This is a genomic window from Cupriavidus consociatus, from assembly GCF_017814975.1.
Classification (GTDB): Bacteria; Pseudomonadota; Gammaproteobacteria; order Burkholderiales; family Burkholderiaceae; genus Cupriavidus; species Cupriavidus consociatus.
On record NZ_JAGIQA010000014.1, the window covers coordinates 98429 to 118776 of the forward strand.

Below are 20348 nucleotides of genomic sequence, written 5' to 3' on the forward strand. Positions count from 1 at the left end.
GGCTCAACCTGGCTCAGCCGGGATCAGTAATCGAGTCCCCAGTCCACCACGATGCGCTTGCCGGTGGTATCGACTGTGCGCAGGAACGCATCGACAAACGGGATCAGCCGTTCGCCAGCCTTGCCGTCCGGCAGCGCGTACGCGACCTGCAGGATCTGGTGGGCACCGTTATCGATCAGGCCGGACACTTCGCCCAGCAACTCGCCTTGCTCGTTGCTGACGCTGCAGCCGATCAGGTCGACCCAGTAAAACTCATCGTCTTCCGGCGCCGGAAAATCCGCGCGCCGGATCCACACGCGACGGCCCCGGAGCGCTTCCGCAAGATTGCGGTCGGCAACGCCGGCAGCATTCGCCACCACCGTGCCGCTGTGCTCGCGCGACTGCGCGATCTTCACGCAGACCGGCTGGGCATGCTGCGCTTCGGCGGCAACCAGCCCCGCCTGCGGCGGCGCCAGCAACCACCAGCGACGCGCATGCAGCAGCGCGGATGCGTCATTGGCATGCGGCTGGACCTTGATCCACCCACGGATGCCATAGGCCGCGCCGACATAGCCGACTTCGACCAGGTCTTCCGGCAGGGCGTCGGCATACAGCAACGCCGCGGGCATCTTGAGGGCCTTGGGGGCCTCACCCTGCGGGCCCTGCGGCCGGTTCAGCGGCCGCTGCTTGCGTTCAGTCACGTGCGCAACGAAGAACGTGCCCTTGCGGGCACGCTATAGTTCGCTCAGTCCGATGGACCGGCGGCAATCAGGCAGCAGCCTTGGCGCCTTGCTTGACCAGGCGGGCAACGGTCGGCGACAGCTGGGCGCCAACGCCTTGCCAGTAGGCCAGGCGGTCTTGCGCCAGGCGCAGGCCTTCTTCGCCTTCCGAAGCCAGCGGGTTGTAGAAGCCAACGCGCTCGATGAAACGGCCATCGCGACGGTTGCGCGAGTCGGTAGCGACGATGTTGAAGAACGGGCGCTTCTTGCTGCCGCCGCGAGCCAGACGGATAACGACCATGGGATGATTCCTCAGAAAACGGGTGTCCGGGTGTTCAAGCGAACACGAAACGCAAGAGTATAGCCCAGTTTCCGAGGCCAAACAAACACTTAGGTGATTGACGTGCCGGTGCCGTGCAGGCATCGTGGCAAAAACCGCGACGGGAGGCCTGACATGCGTCCGCATCTGCACTTCTTGCTTCGTGCTGTACGGCAATCTGCCCTGCTCGCCGTGGTTCTGCTGGCAGGCAGCGCGGCGGCGGCATTGCCGCTCGAGCAGATCAAGCTGCCGCCCGGCTTCCGCATCGACGTGTTGACGCAGGAGGTGCCGGGCGCGCGCGCCATGGCGCTGTCGCCATCGGGCACGCTCTTCGTGGGTTCGCTGCGCGAAGGCAAGGTCTACGCGATCACCGACGCGCTCGGCGCCCGGCCGCGCGTGCGCACCGTTGCCAGCGGGCTGCGGATGCCAGCCGGGGTGGCCCTGCGCGATGGCAGCCTGTACGCCTCCTCGGTGTCGAGGATCGTGCGCTTCGACAATGTCGAAGCACGGCTGGACAACCCGCCGGCCCCGGTCGTGGTAAGCGACCGCTTTCCTTCAGACGATCACCACGGCTGGAAATTTATCGCCTTCGGGCCGGACGGCTACCTGTACGTCCCGGTCGGCGCGCCCTGCAATATCTGCGCGCCCGACGAGAACCGCTACGCCAACATCATGAAGATGAAGCCCGACGGCAGCGACCTGCAGGTGGCGGCCCGGGGGGTGCGCAATACCGTCGGCTTCGACTGGCATCCGGCCACGCGCGAGCTGTGGTTCACGGACAATGGCCGCGACCGCATGGGCGACGATGTTCCCGACGACGAACTGAACCGCGCCACGGCGAACAACCAGCATTTCGGTTACCCGTACTGCCACGCCGGCAACGTCGCCGACCCGGAATACGGCAGCAAGCGTCCCTGCTCGGAATTTGTCCCGCCGGTGGCACGCCTGGGCGCGCACGTGGCAGCCCTTGGCATGCGCTTCTATACGGGCAGCCAGTTTCCGGCGGCGTACCGCAACAATGTCTTCATTGCCGAACATGGCAGCTGGGACCGCAGCCAGCCATCCGGCTACCGCGTCGTGCGCGTGGTGCTGGACGAGTCAGGCAAGGCCGTCCGGCAGGAAGTGTTTGCTCATGGCTGGCTGCGCGGCAGGCCATGGGGCCGTCCTGCCGATGTGCTGATCGCCCCTGACGGCTCGCTGCTGGTCAGCGACGACCTGGCTGGCGCGATCTACCGGATCCGCTACGCGCCGTAACCGGAGACAACCCGCACAAATGCCCGCAAAGCCACCCAAACACGAGGAAAAGCAATGCTCATGTGTCCGAAACAATCCGTTACACCGGTAACGCGCTTGGCATAGCGCGACCTGATGGCCCATGCGTACCATGAACCCATCTTCCAACAGCAACTTAGCGCGACAGGAACCTGGGAATCCGCATGTTCACCCGCTCTCTCCTGCGCGACCTGGTGGCTGGCATCCTGGTGGCCTCGGGCCTGGTCGGCGCGGTAGCCGCCAGTCATGCCCAGGTCGCGTTCTGGCAACAAAGCCGCGCTGATGCCCGGCCGGTGCGGCTGCAAGCCGGTGATGGCTGGCAGGTCGCCAGCGTGCGCGCCGAAAGCCGCGACCACGTACAGGCGCAGATCGACCGGATGGAAGCCCGCGCCCGCGCAGACGACCGCCTGAGCGGCCGCCGAGCCGCTGCCATGCAGGGCGCTCGCGACGATAACCGGGTGCGGGCCCAGGATCAGCGCGGCAACCCTTCCGACGCTCGCAACGACTCGCGCCCCACCAACGTGGGTCCCGGCTGGCAGGCAGGTGGCCGCGACAACGGCGGACGCTGACTCGCTTGCGGCTGGCGCTCGCGTGGCGCCAGCGCCTTGGGCAACGCGCTGCGGAACTCGCCCCACGCCCCGGTTGTCTGTATCTGAGTGTGTGCCCCACTTTCCGGGTGCTGCGCACAGGCTGCCGCCCGGCGCTGCCCGGGGCTCACAGCGTGCCGTCCAGTGCAGACGGCAATCGAACTGACCTGCCTCTGCCCGACACCTCCTGTCGGACCCGATCATGACAGCTCGGGCGCAGCCTCCAGAAAGACAATAATTCTGTGAGGTTTGTCATGTCACCCCTTCTTAGCGACCTGGTCGAACACGCCGGCCAGTTATCGCTGTCCGTTTTGTTCATGGGGATCCTTACCCTGGTCCTTTACGGCGAAACGCATATCAGCGAACACGCCGCCACCTTTATCAAGAGCCTGCTCGCGGGCGGCTGGCATTAGCGTCGCCCTGCGCGTCTGCTGATGCACTTCCCCTCCCTGGCCGTGACCGCCGGCGTACAATGACTGCCGGCCGGCACGCGTGTGCCGCCTTTTTTCCCGAACTGCCACGCACGTCCCTACCCCATGCCTGCCGCCACCCCCGCCAGTCCCGCAACCACTCGCCCCCCTGCTCCGGCCCGCGGCAAGTCCAAGCTGCTGACGGTCGCGCTGGCGTTCCTGTTCGGCAGCCTCGGGGCGCACCGCTTTTACCTGGGCGGGCTGCGCGACGTGTACGGCTGGGCTCACCTGCTGGGGCTGCTCGGCGGCGTCGTCGGCATAGCCTCGATGGCGGCGGATGCCGGGACGCCCGCGCTCAACTGGACGTTTGCCGTTGCCGGCGGGGCCTCGGTGATCAGCGCCTACCTTGCCGCAATCGTCTATGGCCTGCGCCCGGACGACAAATGGGACGCGCGCTTTAATCCCCACGGCAAGCCGACACGCTCCGGCTGGCCGGTCGTGATCCTGGTGATCCTGTCGCTGCTGATCGGCACCGGCCTGCTGATGGCGGGGCTGGCCATCAGCTTCCAGACTTTCTTCGAATCGCAGGTCGAGGCCGCGCGCGAGCTGTCGCAATAGCTGCCGCGTTATGCATTTCGACCGCCTTTGCGCGCGATCAATGCGGGCGCAATCGGCAATTCCCCTTTCGCGCAAATCGCCCATACTGGAAAGACCGTCCGATCCTGGCGGCGACATGCGCGGCGGAGCGTGGCTCTGGCGGCGCAAAGGAGCACCAATCGACATGCCAACGTATGACGAAGGACGCCTGGCAGCCATCGCCGTCAGGCTGGCGCTGTCCTCCGGACTGCCGCCATCGAGCGCGAAGGCCGCGCTGGACCTGGCCAGCCGCATGATCGGCGACCAGCAGGCCACCGCAGCCGCTCAGAATAAAGAGCCTTGCGGATCATCCTTGTCGCGTGGTCCCGCGGGCGGCCGGAATCGCGAAGTATCCAGTTCGAACCGGTTATAGCGGAAGCCGAGCCGGTCGGCGGCCTTGTAGAATCGCTGACGCAGCAAGTCCGCCCACACGCCCGTGCCCCGCATGCGCGTGGCAAAGCTGGCATCGTAGGCTTTGCCTTCGCGCATGTCCCGTACGCGGTTCATGACCCGCTCGGCGCGGTCGGGGAAATGCGCCTGCAACCACTCCTCGAACAGCGGCCGTACCTCCCAGGGCAGTCGCAGCACGATGTAGTTCGCATAGACGGCGCCCGCCTCGCGCGCAGCTTCCAGCACACGTTCCAGGTCAGGCTCGGTGATGAACGGGATCACCGGGGCAATGCTCACGCCCACCGGAATACCGGCGTCGGCCAGCGTGCGGATCGTACGCAGCCGCCGTGACGGCGTCGCCGCGCGCGGCTCGAGCGTGCGCGCAATGTCGGCATCCAGCGTGGTGACGGTGACTGCGGCCACTGCGAGCCGCTTGGCGGCCATCGGCGCCAGCAGGTCGATATCACGCTCGATCAGTGAAGACTTGGTGATCAGCGCGACCGGATGATCGTACTCGCTCAGCACCTCGAGGATGCCGCGCGTAATGCGTTGCTCGCGCTCGATCGGCTGGTAGGCGTCGGTGTTGACGCCCAGCGCGATGGTCTCGCAGCGGTACGAGGGCCGGGCCAGGGCCTCGCGCAGCTTCTCGGCCGCGTTGGCCTTGGCGAACAACCGGGTTTCGAAGTCGAGCCCCGGCGACAGGTCAAGGTAGGCGTGCGTGGGCCGCGCAAAACAGTAGATACAGCCGTGCTCGCAGCCGCGATACGGGTTCAGCGAGACGTCGAACGGGATGTCGGGCGACGCGTTGCGGGTCAGGATTGAACGCGCACGCTCGATGCGCACCTGCGTGCGCAGCGGCGGCAATGGCGCTTCCGGCGCCTGGGCGGTGCTGCAGGCATCCTCCGGATGCGCCTGCCCGACTGCAGTGGCCGGCTCGTCCATGGCCGGACTACCCCAGCCGTCGTCGAAGGTCTCGCGCTGGTCTCGCTCGAAACGTCCCTGCAGGTTGCTGACCGCGCCGCGGCCCTTGCGCGCGACGGGCGGCCGCGGGCCCGCCTGCGTATCGGCGTCGGTAGCCGTGTCTTGAGAAGGGTTGCTGGGGCGCTTCATGTTTGCCGGCATCGTTGGCCTGGCGCGGGTTGTCAGGTCTGCTGGCTCTTGTCCTCGACCGAGATTGCCAGCGTTTCCTTGATTTCTTCCATGACGACATAGCTTTTCGACTGCGCGGCGCCGGGCAGCTGCAACAGGATGTCGCCCAGCAGCCGCCGGTATTCGCCGATCTCACGAATGCGTGCCTTGATCAGGTAGTCGAAATCGCCCGACACGAGGTGACATTCCAGCACTTCCGGGATACGCAGCACCTCGCGCCGGAACTGCTCGAACATATTGCCCGATTTATTGCCAAGCGAGATCTCGACAAATACCAGCAGAGCGCTGCCCAGCAAGGATGGATTCAGCCGCGCGTAGTAGCCCATGATGACACCATCGCGCTCCAGGCGCTTGACCCGCTCGATGCACGGCGTGATGGTCAGGCCGACCGCCTCCGCCAGGTCTTTCATCGAGATCCTGCCGTCTGCCTGCAGTAGCGTCAGGATCCTGCGGTCGAGCCGGTCGAGGGTGCGTACGGGCTGACGACTGGTTCTCATTAGTTTTTCCTGTTTTTCTAAGAAATTCGGTAACTATGACTGGAATGTATTCAATAGTATAGACACAAATCCTTCTTCAACCTGACATCGTAGTTGGAGCCCCCGAAAATGCGCGTTCTCGTACTTGGCAGTGGCGTAATTGGCGTCACCAGTGCGTGGTATCTGGCCAAGGCCGGTCACGAAGTGACCGTCGTCGACCGCGAGGCCGGGCCCGCGCTTGGGACCAGCTTTGCCAACGCGGGGCAGATCTCCCCAGGCTATGCGTCGCCGTGGGCTGCGCCGGGCGTGCCGCTGAAGGCGATCAAGTGGATGTTCCAGGAACACGCTCCGCTGTCCATCCGTCCGGACGGCACGCTGTTCCAGCTGCAATGGATGTGGCAGATGCTGCTGAACTGCAGCGCCGAGCGCTATGCCGTGAACAAGGAGCGCATGGTGCGGCTGGCCGAATACAGCCGGGACTGCATCCGCGCACTGCGCACGGAAACCGGCATCGCCTATGAAGGCCGCCAGCAAGGAACGCTGCAGGTATTTCGCACCGACGAGCAGCTGCAAGGCGCGGCCAAGGACATCGCCGTGCTGGAAGAAGCCGGCGTGCCCTACCAGTTGCTTTCGCGCGAAGAACTCGCCGCGAGCGAACCGGCGCTGGCCGCAGTCAGCCACAAGCTGAGCGGCGGCCTGCGCCTTCCCAACGATGAAACCGGCGACTGCCAGTTGTTCACGACACGGCTTTCGCAGATGGCCGAGACGCTGGGCGTCAGGTTCCTGTACAACCGCTCGATCGACAGCCTGATAACGCAGGGCGATGCCGTCACCGGCGCCGTCGTCAATGGCGAGCCGATCTCAGCCGACCTGGTGGTCGTGGCGCTGGGCAGCTGGTCGACGCAGCTGGTGAAGCCATTCCTGTCGGGCATGTCCAACCTGCCGGTGTACCCGCTCAAGGGCTTCTCGATCACGGTGCCGCTCAGCGACGCCTCGCGCAGCCCGGTGTCGACGGTGCTGGATGAAACCTACAAGGTCGCCATCACCCGCTTCGACGATCGCATCCGCGTCGGCGGCATGGCGCAGATCGTCGGCTATGACCGCGGCCTGGACCCGGCCAAGCGCCGCACGCTCGAACACGTGGTCACCGACCTGTTCCCCGGCGCCGGCGATGTCAGCCAGTCCACCTTCTGGACCGGCCTGCGTCCGATGACGCCGGACGGCACGCCGATCGTCGGGCCGACTCAGGTACGCGGCCTGTGGCTGAACACCGGGCACGGCACGCTGGGCTGGACCATGGCCTGCGGCTCCGGCAAGCTGCTGTCGGACCTGGTTTCCGGGACTTCGCCGGCGATCCGTGCCGATGACCTGTCGGTGGGACGCTACCTTAAGCCCACTCGCCATCACATAGCGCCGCGGCCGGCGCATGCCTGACGGCGGCAACGCATCGGCAACATAAGGGCGGCCCCGCGGGCCGCCCTTGCTGTTTGCAGATATCGCGGACCTGCGTCGTCATCACCAGACGCAAAAAAGCCGTTCGCGGGAAATCCCGGGAACGGCTCCTTTTGCGAACATTGCCGGCCGCCTCACCTGCATCACGGCCGGCAAGCTGACGGCATCAGCCCAGTGCGGCCACCAGTTCCGGCACCACGGTGTTCAGATCGCCCACCAGGCCATAGTCGGCCACGGAGAAGATCGGGGCTTCGGCATCCTTGTTGATCGCGACGATCACCTTGGAGTCCTTCATGCCGGCAAGGTGCTGGATCGCGCCGGAGATACCGACGGCGATGTACAGCTGCGGCGCGACGATCTTGCCGGTCTGGCCAACCTGGTAGTCGTTCGGCACGAAGCCGGCGTCGACGGCGGCGCGCGAGGCGCCCAGCGCGGCGCCCAGCTTGTCGGCCAGCGGCGTCAGCACCTTGGTGTAGTTCTCGCCCGAACCCACGCCACGGCCACCCGAGACGATGATCTTGGCGGCGGTCAGTTCCGGACGGTCGCTCTTGGCCACTTCGCGCGAAACGAACTGCGAGACGCCTGCATCGGCCACGGCCGGCAGGGTTTCGACGGCGGCCAAGCCACCTTCGGCGGCGGCAGCGTCAAACGCGGTGCCGCGCACGGTAATCACCTTGATCTTGTCTTCCGACTTGACCGTGGCAATGGCGTTGCCGGCGTAGATCGGACGCTCGAAGGTGTCCGGGGCGTCGACCTTGGAGATTTCCGAGATCTGGGCCACGTCCAGCTTGGCGGCCACGCGCGGCAGGATGTTCTTGCCGTACGGGGTAGCCGGGGCCAGGATGTGCGAGTAATCGTTGGCAATGGCCAGCGCCTGCTCGGCCACGTTCTCGGCCAGGCCGTCGCCAAAGTAGGCGGCATCGGCCAGCAGGACCTTGGTCACGCCGGCGATCTTGGCGGCGGCGTCGGCCGCCGCCTTGGCGTTGGAACCGGCCACCAGCACGTGCACGTCGCCGCCGCATTGGGCTGCGGCGGTCACGGTGTTCAGCGTGGCGCCCTTGATCGATTGATTGTCGTGTTCAGCAATGACGAGTGCAGTCATGTTCTATCTCCCCCGCGCTCAGATAACCTTGGCTTCGTTCTTCAGCTTCTGCACCAGCGTCGCGACGTCCGGCACCATCACACCGGCGCTGCGCTTGGCAGGCTCGACCACCTTCAGGGTCGACAGGCGCGGCTTCACGTCGACGCCGAGGTCTTCCGGCTTGACGGTATCCAGCGGCTTCTTCTTGGCCTTCATGATGTTCGGCAGCGTGACGTAGCGCGGCTCGTTCAGGCGCAGGTCGGTCGTCACCACGGCCGGCAGCTGCAGCGACAGCGTTTCCAGGCCGCCGTCGACTTCACGGGTCACCGAGGCCTTGCCATCGGCCACCACCACCTTCGAGGCGAACGTGGCTTGCGGCAGGCCGGCCAGCGCGGCCACCATCTGGCCGGTCTGGTTCGAGTCATCGTCGATGGCCTGCTTGCCCAGGATCACCAGCTGCGGCTGCTCCTTGTCGATCAGCGCCTTCAGCAGCTTGGCCACGGCCAGCGGTTGCAGGTCTTCGCTCGACTCCACCAGGATGCCGCGGTCGGCACCGATGGCCATCGCGGTGCGCAGGGTTTCCTGGCACTGCGTGACACCGCACGAGACGGCGACGACTTCGGTGACGACGCCGGCTTCCTTCAGGCGCACGGCCTCTTCCACGGCGATTTCGTCGAACGGGTTCATGCTCATCTTGACGTTGGCCAGATCGACGCCCGTGCCGTCCGCCTTGACGCGGACCTTGACGTTGTAATCCACCACCCGCTTGACTGCGACGAGTACTTTCATGCGCTCACTCCACTGATAGCTGATAGTCAGAAATTTTGTTCGCTCGTCATTATAACCACCGGGTTGGCGGCTCTCCTATTTTTCGAACGATCGTACTATTTTATCGGCAAAATGATGCCGGGCATAGCCCGGCATCACCAGCCGTCAGGAGATTGTGCCGGAAATTGAGGCTTACGCGCATCGTCTGATTGGACGGAAACCTCAAAGTGACCGGTACTTAACCGCGCTTACCAGGCGGTGATTACGGATTCCTTGAAGGTCGAATTCACGTACTGCTTGATCTCGGGCGAGTGGTACGCCTTCACCAGCTTGGCCACCCACGGCTTGCTCTTGTCGGCCTCGCGAATTGCGATCAGGTTGGCGTACGGACCCTTCGGGCCCTCCATGGCGATCGCATCCTTGGTCGGCGACAGGCCGGCCGATTCCGCGTAGTTGCCATTGATCGCGGCAGCATCCAGGTCATCCAGCGATCGCGGCAGCTGCGCGGCGTCCAGCTCGACGATGCGAACCTTCTTTGGGTTCTCGGCGATGTCCAGCGGTGTCGCCTTCAGGCCGGCGTTGGGCTTGAGCTTGATCACGCCCTTGCTCTGCAGCAGCAGCAGGCCGCGGCCGCCATTGGTCGGATCGTTGGGCACGCCCACGCGCGCGCCCTGCTTGAGCTGGTCGAGCGACTTGATCTTCTTGGAGTAAACGCCCATCGGGAAGGTCACGGTGTAGGCGATGTGCGTGAACTTGTAGCCGCGGTCCTTGATCTGGGCTTCCAGGTAAGGCAGGTGCTGGTAGCTGTTGGCATCCAGGTCGCCGGCGGCCAGCGCGGCGTTGGGCTGGATGTAGTCGCTGAACTCGACCACCTGGATGTTCAGGCCGTCCTTGGCGGCGACCTTCTTTACCTGTTCCATGATCTGGGCGTGCGGTCCGCCGGTCACGCCGATCTTGATCGGCTTTTCCTGGGCGATCGCGCCGGTAGCCAGCGAGGCGCCGAGCGCGGCGCCGAGCATCCATTGCAGCAGGTTGCGACGTTGCATGATGTACGTTCCTATCTCGAAAAAGGTTTGGTTCAGCGGTGGCTGATGCGCCGGACCACCCAGTCGCCGAAGCTCTGCACCGCCTGCACGAAGATGATCAGGATCAGCACCACCGCCACCATCACCTCGGTGATGTAGCGCTGGTAGCCATAGCGGATGCCCAGGTCGCCCAGGCCGCCGCCGCCGATCGCGCCGGCCATGGCAGAGTACCCGACCAGGCTGACGAAGGTGATGGTCAGGCCGGCAACGATGCCGGGCATGGCCTCGGGCAGCAGCACCTTCCACACGATCTGGCCGGTCGTCGCGCCCATCGACTGGGCGGCCTCGACCAGGCCCTTGTCGACCTCGCGCAGCGCGCTTTCTACCAGGCGGGCAATAAACGGGATCGCCGCGATGGTCAGCGGCACGATCGCCGCGGTGGTGCCGATCGACGAACCCACGATAAAGCGTGTGAACGGGATCACCACCACCAGGAGGATGATGAACGGGATCGAACGCACCGCATTGACCACCACGCCGATGGTACGGTTGAACAGCGGGTGCGACAGCACGCCGCCGCGGTTGGTCAGGTGCAGCAGCACGCCCAGCGGTACGCCCAGCAGGGAGCCGACCACGCCCGAGATCGCCACCATCAGCAGCGTCTCGTTGAACGAGGTCAGGAACAGGTCAGACATTTCAGACCACATGCTCGAACTCCTCCACCACGACGCCTTGCGCCTGCAGGTATTCCATCGCCGCCTTCACGTCGGGCAGCTCGCCGGTGGCCATGATCGCCAGCGAGCCGAAGGCCTGGCCCTGGATCTCGTCGATATGGCCGTGCAGGATATTGAAGTCCAGCCCGTAGCGGCGGATCGCCTGCGCCAGCACCGGCTGGTCGACGCCCTCGCCCGTGAACGCGAGCCGGTAGACGTGGTCGCGGCCGTTGCCGAGCCGGCTTTCGACGCGCTTGAGCACGCTTGCCGGCAGCTCCTGCGAAATGACATCGCCGATCATGGCGCGGGTGACGTCGTGCTGCGGACGCAGGAACACGTCGATCACGCGGCCCTGCTCGACCACCTGGCCGGCCTCGAGCACGGCAACGCGGTCGCACACTTGCTTGATGACCTCCATCTGGTGCGTGATCATCACGATGGTCAGGCCCAGCTCGCGGTTGATCTGCTTGAGCAGTTCCAGGATGGAGCGGGTGGTTTCCGGATCCAGCGCCGAAGTGGCTTCGTCAGACAGCAGCACCTTGGGCTGGCTCGCCAGCGCGCGCGCAATGCCCACGCGCTGCTTCTGCCCGCCGCTGATCTGGGCCGGGTAGCGGTCCTTCAGCGCTGACAGTCCGACCAGGTCCAGCAGCGGCAGCACGGTGGCGGCGATTTCCGCCTTGGGCTTGCCCGCCAGTTCCAGCGGCAGCGCCACGTTGTCATAGACGGTGCGCGACGACAGCAGGTTGAAATGCTGGAAGATCATGCCGATCTCGCGCCGGGCCAGGCGCAGGGCGCCATTGTCGAGCGCGGTCAGATCCTGGCCAGCGACGACCACGCGGCCGCTGCTGGGCCGGTTCAGCAGGTTGATGGCGCGAACCAGCGTGCTCTTGCCGGCGCCGCTGCGGCCGATGATGCCGAAGACTTCGCCCGCTGCAATCGACAGGCTGACGTCCCGCAATGCATGCACGTCGCCAGACGCGCCCGGGAAGCGCTGCGACAGTCCTTGCAGTTCGATCATGAAAAGGTGACCAAAAGAAAACGGCAACAGGCGAGGTTGTCTCGAGCGCTGTTGCCGCACTTATTTTTGTAAAGCGGGTATTTTATGCGATTCGCTTCATAACATAAACGAATTTTTACCGATGTCTTTATGCTCACTCGGCATAAAGAACACCGGCAAGTCGACTATTCGCCGCGCCAGGACGGCGCACGCTTGTCGAGGAAGGCCTGCACGCCTTCCAGCGCGGAGTCATCCATCATGTTGCAGGCCATGGTCTGGCCAGCCAGCTGGTAGGCGGCCTCGATGCCCATTTCAAGCTGGCGGTAGAACAGTCCCTTGCCGGCGGCGACGGCCGCTGCCGGCTTGGCGCAGATGCTGGCGGCCAGACGCGCCACCTCGTCGTCCAGCGCGGCGGCCGGCACCACGCGGTTCACCAGCCCGCGCTCGCGCGCGGTGGCGGCATCGATCATGTCGCCGGTCAGCAGCATTTCCATCGCCTGCTTGCGGTGCAGGTTGCGCGACAGCGCCACGCCCGGCGTCGAGCAGAACAGGCCGAGATTGACGCCGGACACCGCAAAGCGCGCGTCGGCGGCGGCAACGGCCAGGTCGCACATCGCCACCAGCTGGCAGCCGGCCGCGGTGGCGATGCCTTGCACCCGCGCGATCACTGGCTGTGGCATCTTCTGGATCGCCATCATCACGCGCGTGCAGCGGTCGAACAGGCGCCGGTAGTAGTCGTGTGACGGTGTCGCGCGCATCTCGCGCAGGTCATGGCCGGCGCAGAAGGCCTTGCCGGCACCGGCCAGCACCACCACGCGCACGGTGTCGTCGGCGGCGAGCCGGCGCAAGGTCTCGGCCAGCGCATCCAGCAGGCCTTCGGACAAGGCGTTGAAGGCCTGCGGCCGGTTCATGGTCACGCGCACCACGCCCGCGGCATCGCGCGTTTCGGTCAGCAGCGGCGCGTCCACGCGCGCATCGTTCTCGGCCATGACGGATGCCTCCTATCGTTCCAGCAGGACTTTCAGGTGGGCCAGCACGCTGCGGCCGAGCGCGCTCAGGTTGTAGCCGCCTTCCAGGCAGCTGACAATGCGCCCCTGCGCGTACATGCGCGCCACGTCGACAAGCTGGCCGGTGATCCACGCATAGTCCTGTTCCACCAGGCCCATCTGCCCCAGGTCGTCCTCGCGGTGCGCATCGAAGCCGGCCGAGATGAACAGCATCTGCGGGCGAAACTCGTGCAGGCGCGGCAGCCAGATGGTCTCGACCACCTCGCGCACGGCCATGCCGTTGGTGTAGGCCGGCAGCGGGATGTTTGCCATATTGGCCGCCAGGTGCTCGGTGCCGCTGTATGGATAGAACGGGTGCTGGAAGAAACTGCACATCAGCACGTGCTCGTCGCCGCGAAAGGCCGACTCGGTGCCGTTGCCGTGGTGGACATCGAAATCGATGATGGCGACGCGTTCCAGCCCATGCGCCTGCAGCGCGTGGCGTGCGGCAATGGCCACGTTGTTGAAGAAGCAGAAGCCCATGGCGCGGTCCGGCTCGGCATGGTGGCCGGGCGGGCGCACGCAGCAGAAGGCGTTCTCGAACTCGCCCGAGATCACCGCATCGGTCGCCGCCACCGCGGCGCCGGCGGCCAGCCTGGCCGCGCTCAGCGTGTGGGCGTTCATCGACGTATCCGGATCGATCGGGTAGTAGCCGCTGGCCGGGCTGGTGCTTTCCAGAGAATCGACATACTCGGCCCGGTGCACGCGCTCGATCTGCTCGCGCGTGGCCGGCGTGGGCTCGCGGCGCTCCAGCAGCCCGTCCAGGCCGTGCGAAATCAGGTGATCCTCGATCGCCTGCAGGCGTTCCGGACACTCGGGATGAAAATGCCCCATCTCGTGCCGCTGGAACTCGGGGTGCGTGTAATAGCCTGTCGGCATCTCTTATCGTCGCTCGGTTGTCTCCATTCGCTACGTTAGCACAGGGCGGGCCTTGCCACCCAATGCGCGTCCTCGCGGCGGGCGCGCGGTTGAGGCGGTTCGCGCAGGGTCGCGCCGGGTCGCTGCAGTGGCATCCGCTATACTCGGAGCGACTTGCAAAGGACACCATGACCGACACCCAGCGCTCACTGCGACGCCCCCTGCTGGGCGCCGCGCTTTCCGCTGCCGCACTCGGACTCTGCGGCCTCTCCCCCAGCCTTCTCGCCGCAGGCAAGCGCCGCGTCAGCGTGCGTGAAGAAGAGATCGAACCCGGCCGCTACCGCGACAATCCGCAAACCCGCGCTTTTATCGATGAAATGGTGGCGCGCCATGGCTTCGACCGCGGCGCGCTCCAAGACTGGTTCGGCCAGGCGGTCTATTCCTCGACCGTGGTGCGGCTGATCATGCCGCCCGCCACCGTCGGGCGCAAAAGCTGGCGCGCCTACCGCTCGCGCTTTATCGAGCCGATCCGCATCAATGCCGGCGTGCGCTTCTGGCAGGACAACCGCGACACGCTGCGCCGCGCCGAGGCCGAATTCGGCGTGCCCGCCTCGGTGATCGTCGGCATCATTGGCGTGGAGACCATTTATGGCCGCGACATGGGCACGTTCCGCGTGCTCGATTCGCTGTCGACGCTCGCCTTCGACTACCCCGACACGCCGAACCGCGCCGCGCGTTCCACACTATTCCGCAACCAGCTGGCCGACTACCTGCTGTGGTGCCGCGATACGCGCACCGATGTGTATTCGGTGCTGGGCTCATACGCCGGCGCGATCGGCATCCCGCAGTTCATGCCGACCAGCCTGCGCGAATACGCCATCGACTACGACAACAATGGCCGTATCGATCTGCGCAACAGCCCGACCGATGCGATCGGCAGCGTGGCGCGCTTCCTGCAGCTGCACGGCTGGGAAGCGGGCCGGCCGGTGGCATGGCGCATTGCCGGCGACAGCGGCAGTCTTGGCGTCGCCACCGCGGCGGCGGATGGCGAGCCGTGGCCGACGCGCACGCTCAACCAGCTGACCCGCGCCGGCCTGCGCGTGGATGAGCCCATCGACATGGCGCGCGAAGGCGAAACCGGCGTGCTGGTGGTGGACCTGCCCACGCCGGACCAGCCGACCGAGTACCTGCTGGGCTTGCGCAACTTCTATGTGCTGACGCGCTACAACCGCAGCTTCTTCTACGCGCTGGCGGTGTACCAGCTGGGCGAAGCGGTCAAGGCGGCAATGGGCTGAGCCACCTCCGACACCCGGACGCAAAAATGCCTCGCTTGCGCGAGGCATTCTTTTTCTGGCGCGGCCGGCCGAATCTGGCCGGAAACGTCAGGCCGGAAATACGCCGGTCGACAGGTAGCGGTCGCCGCGATCGCACACCACGAAGACAATGGTGGCGTTCTCCACTTCCTCGGCAATCCGCAGCGCAACGCACAATGCGCCGGCTGCAGAGATGCCGCAGAAGATGCCCTCTTCAGCCGCCATGCGGCGCGCCATGTGCTCGGCATCGGCCTGGCTCACCGGCTCGGTGCGATCGATATGCGCGGGGTCATAGATCTTGGGCAGGTAGGCTTCCGGCCACTTGCGGATGCCCGGGATACGAGAGCCTTCGGCCGGCTGGGCGCCGATGACCTGGATAGCCGGGTTCTGCTCCTTCAAAAAACGCGACACGCCGGTGATGGTGCCGGTCGTCCCCATCGCGGAAACAAAATGGGTCACACGGCCGTCGGTATCGCGCCAGATCTCGGGGCCGGTGCCTTCGTAATGGGCTTGCGGGTTGTCCGGGTTGGCGAACTGGTCGAGGATCACGCCCTTGCCCTCGCGCTCCATCGCCTCCGCCAGGTCACGGGCGTATTCCATGCCGCCCTTCACCGGGGTCAGGACGATCTCGGCACCGTAGGCCGCCATGCTCTGGCGCCGCTCCAGGCTCAGGTCCTCGGGCATGATCAGCACCATCTTGTAGCCGCGGATCGCGGCCGCCATCGCCAGCGCGATGCCGGTATTGCCCGAAGTGGCCTCGATCAGCGTATCGCCCGGCTTGATGCGGCCGCGCGCCTCGGCGCGGGCGATCATCGATACCGCCGGGCGGTCCTTGACCGAACCGGCGGGGTTGTTGCCTTCCAGCTTGCCGAGAATCACATTGCCGCGCGCGTCGTTGGCGGCACCGGGAATGCGCTGCAGTCTGACCAGCGGCGTATTGCCGATGGTGTCTTCAATTGTCTTGTAAGCCATGGGGGAGGGGTGGCGATGGTAGGTCAGGTTCGCCGGCCATTGTAATCCAGTCACCTTTCCCTCGCCGGCAGGCGGGATTTGCGCAAATGCGCCCCGCCCGCTCGCCTCCCCCCGCCGCGACTCAATCGGCGTCGTGGTTGCCTTCACCAAGCAGGTGATACAGCAGGATGCAGCCAAAGGTTGCGGTACCGATGCCACCCAGCGTCATGCCGCCCAGCTTCAGCGTCAGGTCGCCTGCGGCCACCGTCAAGGTGGCGCCGACCGTGATCAGGTTGCGCGAACTGGAGAAGTCCACCTTGTTCTGCACCCAGATCCGGCCCGCGGTCGCGGCGATCAGGCCGAACACCACGATGGTCAGCCCGCCGATCACCGGCCCGGGGATGGTCAGGATCAGCGCACCGAACTTGGGCGAAAAGCCCAGCAGGATGGCCACCGCCGCCGCCACCACGAAGATCAGCGTGGAGTAGATCTTGGTGACCGCCATCACGCCCATGTTTTCGGCATAGGTGGTCACGCCGGTGCCGCCGCCGCTGGCCGACAGCATGGTCGCGATGCCGTCGCCGATAAACGCCCGGCCGATATACGGATCGAGGTTGCGGCCCGTCATCACGCCAATGGCCTTGATGTGGCCAAGGTTCTCGGCCACCAGCACGATCGCCACCGGTGCGATCAGCAGCATGGCGCTGGCCTCGAACACCGGCGTGGTGAACGCAGGCAGGCCAAACCAGCTGGCCGCGGCGACGCCGGAGAAGTCGATCGGCTTGCCGAGCCCCATCACGCTGGTGCCCACGTAGTAGGCAACGTACCCCGCCAATCCGCCGATCAGCACCGGCAAGCGGCCGAGCATGCCCGGCGCCCGCACCGCGACCAGGCCCACGGCGAGCACCGTCAGCAGGCCCACCCAGGTATCGAGCGAGGAGCCGCTGACTGCCTTGACCGCAACCGGGGCCAGGTTCAGCCCAATGGCCGCGACGATCGCGCCCGTGACCACCGGCGGCATCAATTTTTCCACCCAGGTGTAGCCCACGGCCTGGACCACCAGGCCGATCACCGTGTAAAGGGCACCCGCTGCAATAATGCCGCCCAGTGCCACCGGGATATTAAGGTTGGGACCGCTGCCGGCATAGCCGGTGGCGGCGATCACCACGGCGATGAAGGCAAAGCTGGAGCCGAGGTAGCTGGGCACCCGGCCGCGCACGCACAGGAAGAAGATCAGCGTTCCGATACCGGAAAACAGGATGGCGATATTGGGATTGAAGCCCATCAGGATAGGCGCGATGGCAGTCGAGCCGAACATCGCCACCACATGCTGGATGCCGGCCAGCAGCGTCTGGCCGGCCGGCAGCCGTTCGTCGGGCCCGATTACCCCTTCGGTCTTGAGCTGCCATGTCGGCAGAAAACCCGCCTCCTCGCCATTCGCCATATGTTGTGCTCCCTGTGTCCGGGCGGGCCGCTGCGTCAGCGGCCGCCGCGATTGTGGTTGGTGATCGCCGCCAACCGGCTGCATATTGCCGGTCGGCACGCGCGCGCGGCAGGTCCTGCCGGCGCGGCGTCCGCATGATACTCCGCAGCCGGATGGCTGCGAAGCCGCACAGGTGTAGCACGAGACGTACCAGCAACGACGAGCCCGGACACATCCGGACCCGGCACAGGGCGACAGGGTCCGCTGCCGCTTCAGCGGCCTGCCTTGGCGGCGCCGGCCGGCGGTGCGGCAGCCGCCTTGGCGGCCTTGGCCGCGGGCGCCGGCGCAGCGGCGGCAGCAGCGCCAAACACCAGCCCCCCTTCCTGCAACCTGGCCACGGACTTCGGCCCTACCCCGCTGACACGCTCGGCAAGATCGGCGGCATCCTTGTATGGACCGCGCTTGTTGCGCTCATTGACGATATTGCGTGCGGTGGCGGGGCCGACGCCCTTGACCGAAGTCAGCGCGGCCTCGTCGGCCGTATTGACGTCGATGGCGGCATGCGCGGCGCCGCCCGCGCACAGGCACATCGCAGCCAGCAGGGAAAAACGACGGACGAGTTGCCAGACCCAATGCTTGAACATGAAAGCTCCTTTGCTGTGGATGGTGGTGAAGTACCACCCCGCCATTGCGGCGAGGCCAGCTCAGGATAGGTTCAGCGCGCCACGGCGGCGCATACGGCAACACAAATTGACACCGGCCGCACGAAAACGTGTCGGCCGGTCAGTGGGATCGTGGTAATGCGGGGCTCAGGCGTCAGCCGTTGCGCTCGATCAGCCAGCGGCAGTAGCGCGCCACGCCTTCCTCGACCGTCAGGAAGGCGTCGCTGTAGCCGGCGCCGCGCAACTTCGACACATCGGACTGCGTAAAGCACTGGTACTTGCCACGCAGCGCGTCCGGGAACTTGACGTACTCGACCAGGCCTTCCTGCACCAGTTCTTCCAGCGACAGGCGCGGCTTGCCTTCCGCCTCGCGCAGCGTGTTGACCACGGTGACGGCGATGTCGTTGAACGGCTGCGCCCGGCCGGTACCCAGGTTGAAGAGGCCGGACTTCTCCGGATGGTCCAGGAAATACAGGTTGACCTTGACCACGTCCTCGACGGAGATGAAGTCGCGGCTCTGCATGCCGGGACCATAGCCGCCGTACTCGCCGAACAGCTTCACGGTACCGTCGGCGCGGAACTGGTTGAAATTATGGAAAGCCACCGAGGCCATGCGGCCTTTGTGGTTCTCACGCGGACCATACACGTTGAAATACCGGAAGCCGACGATCTGCGACAGCGCCGACGGCAGCCTGCGCCGCACGATCTGGTCGAACAGAAACTTGGAGTAGCCGTACACGTTCAGCGGACGCTCGAACTCCCGGTCCTCGCGGAACACCTGCGACGCGCCGTAGGTAGCGGCCGACGATGCATAGAGGAACTGCGCGCCCTGCTCCAGGCAGCTCTCCATCAGCGACAGCGTGTAGCGGTAGTTGTTCTCCATCATGTAACGCCCGTCGCTCTCCATGGTGTCGGAGCAGGCGCCTTCGTGGAACACCGCGCGGACCTTGCCGAACTGCCCCTTTGCAAAGCGCTCGAGGAAGTCTTCCTTGTCCAGGTAGTCGGAGATCTCGCAGTCGACGAGGTTGTGGAACTTGTCGGCGCGGGTCAGGTTGTCGACGGCGATGACATGGGTCTCGCCCCGGTCGTTCAGGCCCTTGACGAGGTTGCTGCCGATAAAGCCGGCGGCGCCGGTCACGATGATGGTCATGGTCGCTTCAGTAATGGGTGCCGCGCGTCACGGGGCGGCGCCGAACAATTCAGGATAGGTGACGACGGCGGTGCCGAGCTTGCCGACCACGATGCCGCCGGCGCGGTTGGCATGCTGCACGGCTTCCTTGAGCGGCACGCCGGCGCCAAGCATGGTGGCCAGGGTGGCGATCACGGTATCGCCGGCACCGGATACATCATAGACCTCGCGCGCCTGGGCCGAGACGTGCAGCACTTCGGCTTCCGTGTAGAGCGTCATGCCCTCCTCCGAGCGCGTCAGCAGCAGAGCTTCGAGCTGCAGTTCGCGGCGCAGGTTCTGCGCGCGGATGGTGAGATCGGCTTCGGTTTTCCAGGCGCCGACCACGGCACGCATCTCGGAGCGGTTGGGGGTGATCAGGGTGGCACCGCGATAGCGCGAGTAGTCGTCGCCCTTGGGATCGATCAGCACCTTGCGCCCCGCCGCGCGGCCGGCGTCGATCATGCGGGTAACGTGCGTCAGGCCGCCCTTGCCGTAGTCGGACAGCACCAGCACCTGGTAGTCGTTGATCAGGCCCTGGAACCGGTCCTGTACCGCGGCCAGCACTTCGTGCGCCGGGGCGTTCTCGAAGTCCACGCGCAGCAGTTGCTGCTGGTGGGCAACCACGCGCAGCTTGATGGTGGTGTTGAGCTTGGGGTCGCGGTGCAGGTAGGGCTCGACGTGGCTGTCGGCGAGCAGCGCCTCGAGCGTGCGCGCCGGCTCGTCGTCGCCGACCACGCCCAGCATGCCCACGCGCGCGCCCAGCGCGGCGGCATTGCGCGCCACGTTGGCCGCGCCGCCCAGGCGCTCGTCGCTGCGCTTGACCTGCACCACCGGCACCGGAGCTTCCGGCGAAATGCGTTCGACGTCGCCGAACCAGTAGCGGTCCAGCATCATGTCGCCGACCACCAGGATGTGGGACTGCCGGATCTGTTCCTGCGGGATGGTCTTGTTCAT

General features: G+C 65.8%; 22 protein-coding genes. 6 read left to right on the forward strand and 16 right to left on the reverse strand.

What is annotated here, in order from left to right; all coding sequences use genetic code 11:
• Positions 1 to 23: 23 nt before the first annotated feature.
• Both rimM and rpsP read right to left on the reverse strand, forming a co-directional pair.
• Positions 24 to 608, reverse strand: a complete 585-nt coding sequence (gene rimM, locus J8I82_RS19905; RefSeq protein ID WP_245179932.1) for a ribosome maturation factor RimM — start codon at positions 606 to 608, stop codon at positions 24 to 26.
• Positions 609 to 747: 139 nt separating this feature from the next.
• The gene (rpsP, locus tag J8I82_RS19910; RefSeq protein WP_029045686.1) at positions 748 to 999 is read right to left on the reverse strand and encodes a 30S ribosomal protein S16; all 252 of its coding nucleotides are present in this window, start codon (positions 997 to 999) and stop codon (positions 748 to 750) included.
• A 153-nt stretch (positions 1000 to 1152) separates the two neighbouring features.
• Here rpsP and J8I82_RS19915 point away from each other — a divergent pair, with 153 nt between their 5' ends.
• From J8I82_RS19915 to J8I82_RS19930, 4 genes are all read left to right on the forward strand, one after another.
• Positions 1153 to 2271 (forward strand): PQQ-dependent sugar dehydrogenase, encoded by a 1119-nt coding sequence (locus J8I82_RS19915; RefSeq protein ID WP_209760483.1) that lies wholly within the window; start codon positions 1153 to 1155, stop codon positions 2269 to 2271.
• A 182-nt stretch (positions 2272 to 2453) separates the two neighbouring features.
• Positions 2454 to 2858 carry a hypothetical protein gene (locus J8I82_RS19920; protein WP_209760484.1) on the forward strand — a complete coding sequence of 135 codons (405 nt, stop codon included), beginning with the start codon at positions 2454 to 2456 and terminating at the stop codon, positions 2856 to 2858.
• A gap of 272 nt (positions 2859 to 3130) precedes the next feature.
• Positions 3131 to 3289 carry a hypothetical protein gene (locus J8I82_RS19925; protein ID WP_209760485.1) on the forward strand — a complete coding sequence of 53 codons (159 nt, stop codon included), beginning with the start codon at positions 3131 to 3133 and terminating at the stop codon, positions 3287 to 3289.
• 123 nt (positions 3290 to 3412) lie between these two features.
• Positions 3413 to 3904 carry an NINE protein gene (locus J8I82_RS19930; RefSeq protein WP_209760486.1) on the forward strand — a complete coding sequence of 164 codons (492 nt, stop codon included), beginning with the start codon at positions 3413 to 3415 and terminating at the stop codon, positions 3902 to 3904.
• 303 nt (positions 3905 to 4207) lie between these two features.
• On the opposite strand, the gene J8I82_RS19935 is transcribed toward J8I82_RS19930, so the two are convergent.
• Positions 4208 to 5422, reverse strand: a complete 1215-nt coding sequence (locus J8I82_RS19935; protein WP_245179921.1) for a PA0069 family radical SAM protein — start codon at positions 5420 to 5422, stop codon at positions 4208 to 4210.
• Positions 5423 to 5454: 32 nt separating this feature from the next.
• The gene (locus J8I82_RS19940; protein WP_209760488.1) at positions 5455 to 5958 is read right to left on the reverse strand and encodes an Lrp/AsnC ligand binding domain-containing protein; all 504 of its coding nucleotides are present in this window, start codon (positions 5956 to 5958) and stop codon (positions 5455 to 5457) included.
• Between the two features lie 108 nt (positions 5959 to 6066).
• Between J8I82_RS19940 and J8I82_RS19945 the strand changes: the two genes are divergently transcribed.
• A complete protein-coding gene (locus tag J8I82_RS19945) occupies positions 6067 to 7371 on the forward strand; it encodes a D-amino acid dehydrogenase (protein WP_209760489.1) in 1305 nt (434 codons plus the stop codon).
• 184 nt (positions 7372 to 7555) lie between these two features.
• Here J8I82_RS19945 and J8I82_RS19950 read toward each other — a convergent pair whose 3' ends face one another.
• From J8I82_RS19950 to J8I82_RS19980, 7 genes are all read right to left on the reverse strand, one after another.
• Entirely contained in the window at positions 7556 to 8491 is a 936-nt protein-coding gene (locus J8I82_RS19950) for an electron transfer flavoprotein subunit alpha/FixB family protein (RefSeq protein WP_209760490.1), read from the reverse strand.
• An 18-nt stretch (positions 8492 to 8509) separates the two neighbouring features.
• Positions 8510 to 9259 (reverse strand): electron transfer flavoprotein subunit beta/FixA family protein, encoded by a 750-nt coding sequence (locus tag J8I82_RS19955; protein ID WP_209760491.1) that lies wholly within the window; start codon positions 9257 to 9259, stop codon positions 8510 to 8512.
• Between the two features lie 227 nt (positions 9260 to 9486).
• Positions 9487 to 10284, reverse strand: a complete 798-nt coding sequence (locus J8I82_RS19960; protein ID WP_209760492.1) for a MetQ/NlpA family ABC transporter substrate-binding protein — start codon at positions 10282 to 10284, stop codon at positions 9487 to 9489.
• Between the two features lie 32 nt (positions 10285 to 10316).
• The gene (locus J8I82_RS19965; RefSeq protein WP_209760493.1) at positions 10317 to 10970 is read right to left on the reverse strand and encodes a methionine ABC transporter permease; all 654 of its coding nucleotides are present in this window, start codon (positions 10968 to 10970) and stop codon (positions 10317 to 10319) included.
• Positions 10960 to 11994, reverse strand: a complete 1035-nt coding sequence (locus tag J8I82_RS19970; RefSeq protein WP_209760494.1) for a methionine ABC transporter ATP-binding protein — start codon at positions 11992 to 11994, stop codon at positions 10960 to 10962. Before J8I82_RS19970 ends, J8I82_RS19965 begins: the two co-directional genes overlap by 11 nt.
• 164 nt (positions 11995 to 12158) lie before the next feature.
• Positions 12159 to 12962, reverse strand: a complete 804-nt coding sequence (locus tag J8I82_RS19975) for an enoyl-CoA hydratase (protein WP_209760495.1) — start codon at positions 12960 to 12962, stop codon at positions 12159 to 12161.
• Positions 12963 to 12974: 12 nt separating this feature from the next.
• On the reverse strand, positions 12975 to 13898 hold the full coding sequence (locus J8I82_RS19980) for a histone deacetylase family protein (RefSeq protein ID WP_209760496.1): 924 nt from the start codon (positions 13896 to 13898) through the stop codon (positions 12975 to 12977).
• Between the two features lie 167 nt (positions 13899 to 14065).
• Here J8I82_RS19980 and mltB point away from each other — a divergent pair, with 167 nt between their 5' ends.
• Positions 14066 to 15172 carry a lytic murein transglycosylase B gene (mltB, locus tag J8I82_RS19985; protein ID WP_209760497.1) on the forward strand — a complete coding sequence of 369 codons (1107 nt, stop codon included), beginning with the start codon at positions 14066 to 14068 and terminating at the stop codon, positions 15170 to 15172.
• A gap of 87 nt (positions 15173 to 15259) precedes the next feature.
• Here the strand turns inward: mltB and cysM are convergent, their stop codons facing one another.
• The 5 genes from cysM to rfaE1 form a co-directional block, all read right to left on the reverse strand.
• Complete coding sequence (cysM, locus tag J8I82_RS19990) at positions 15260 to 16162, reverse strand: cysteine synthase CysM (RefSeq protein WP_209760498.1); 903 nt, start codon at positions 16160 to 16162, stop codon at positions 15260 to 15262.
• A gap of 121 nt (positions 16163 to 16283) precedes the next feature.
• Positions 16284 to 17585: a solute carrier family 23 protein gene (locus J8I82_RS19995; RefSeq protein ID WP_209760499.1), complete on the reverse strand. Its 1302-nt coding sequence runs from the start codon at positions 17583 to 17585 to the stop codon at positions 16284 to 16286.
• Between the two features lie 251 nt (positions 17586 to 17836).
• The gene (locus J8I82_RS20000) at positions 17837 to 18208 is read right to left on the reverse strand and encodes a ComEA family DNA-binding protein (RefSeq protein WP_209760500.1); all 372 of its coding nucleotides are present in this window, start codon (positions 18206 to 18208) and stop codon (positions 17837 to 17839) included.
• A gap of 172 nt (positions 18209 to 18380) precedes the next feature.
• A complete protein-coding gene (gene rfaD, locus J8I82_RS20005; protein WP_209760501.1) occupies positions 18381 to 19376 on the reverse strand; it encodes an ADP-glyceromanno-heptose 6-epimerase in 996 nt (331 codons plus the stop codon).
• A gap of 27 nt (positions 19377 to 19403) precedes the next feature.
• Positions 19404 to 20348, reverse strand: coding sequence for a D-glycero-beta-D-manno-heptose-7-phosphate kinase (rfaE1, locus tag J8I82_RS20010; RefSeq protein ID WP_209760502.1), 945 nt, complete (start codon positions 20346 to 20348; stop codon positions 19404 to 19406).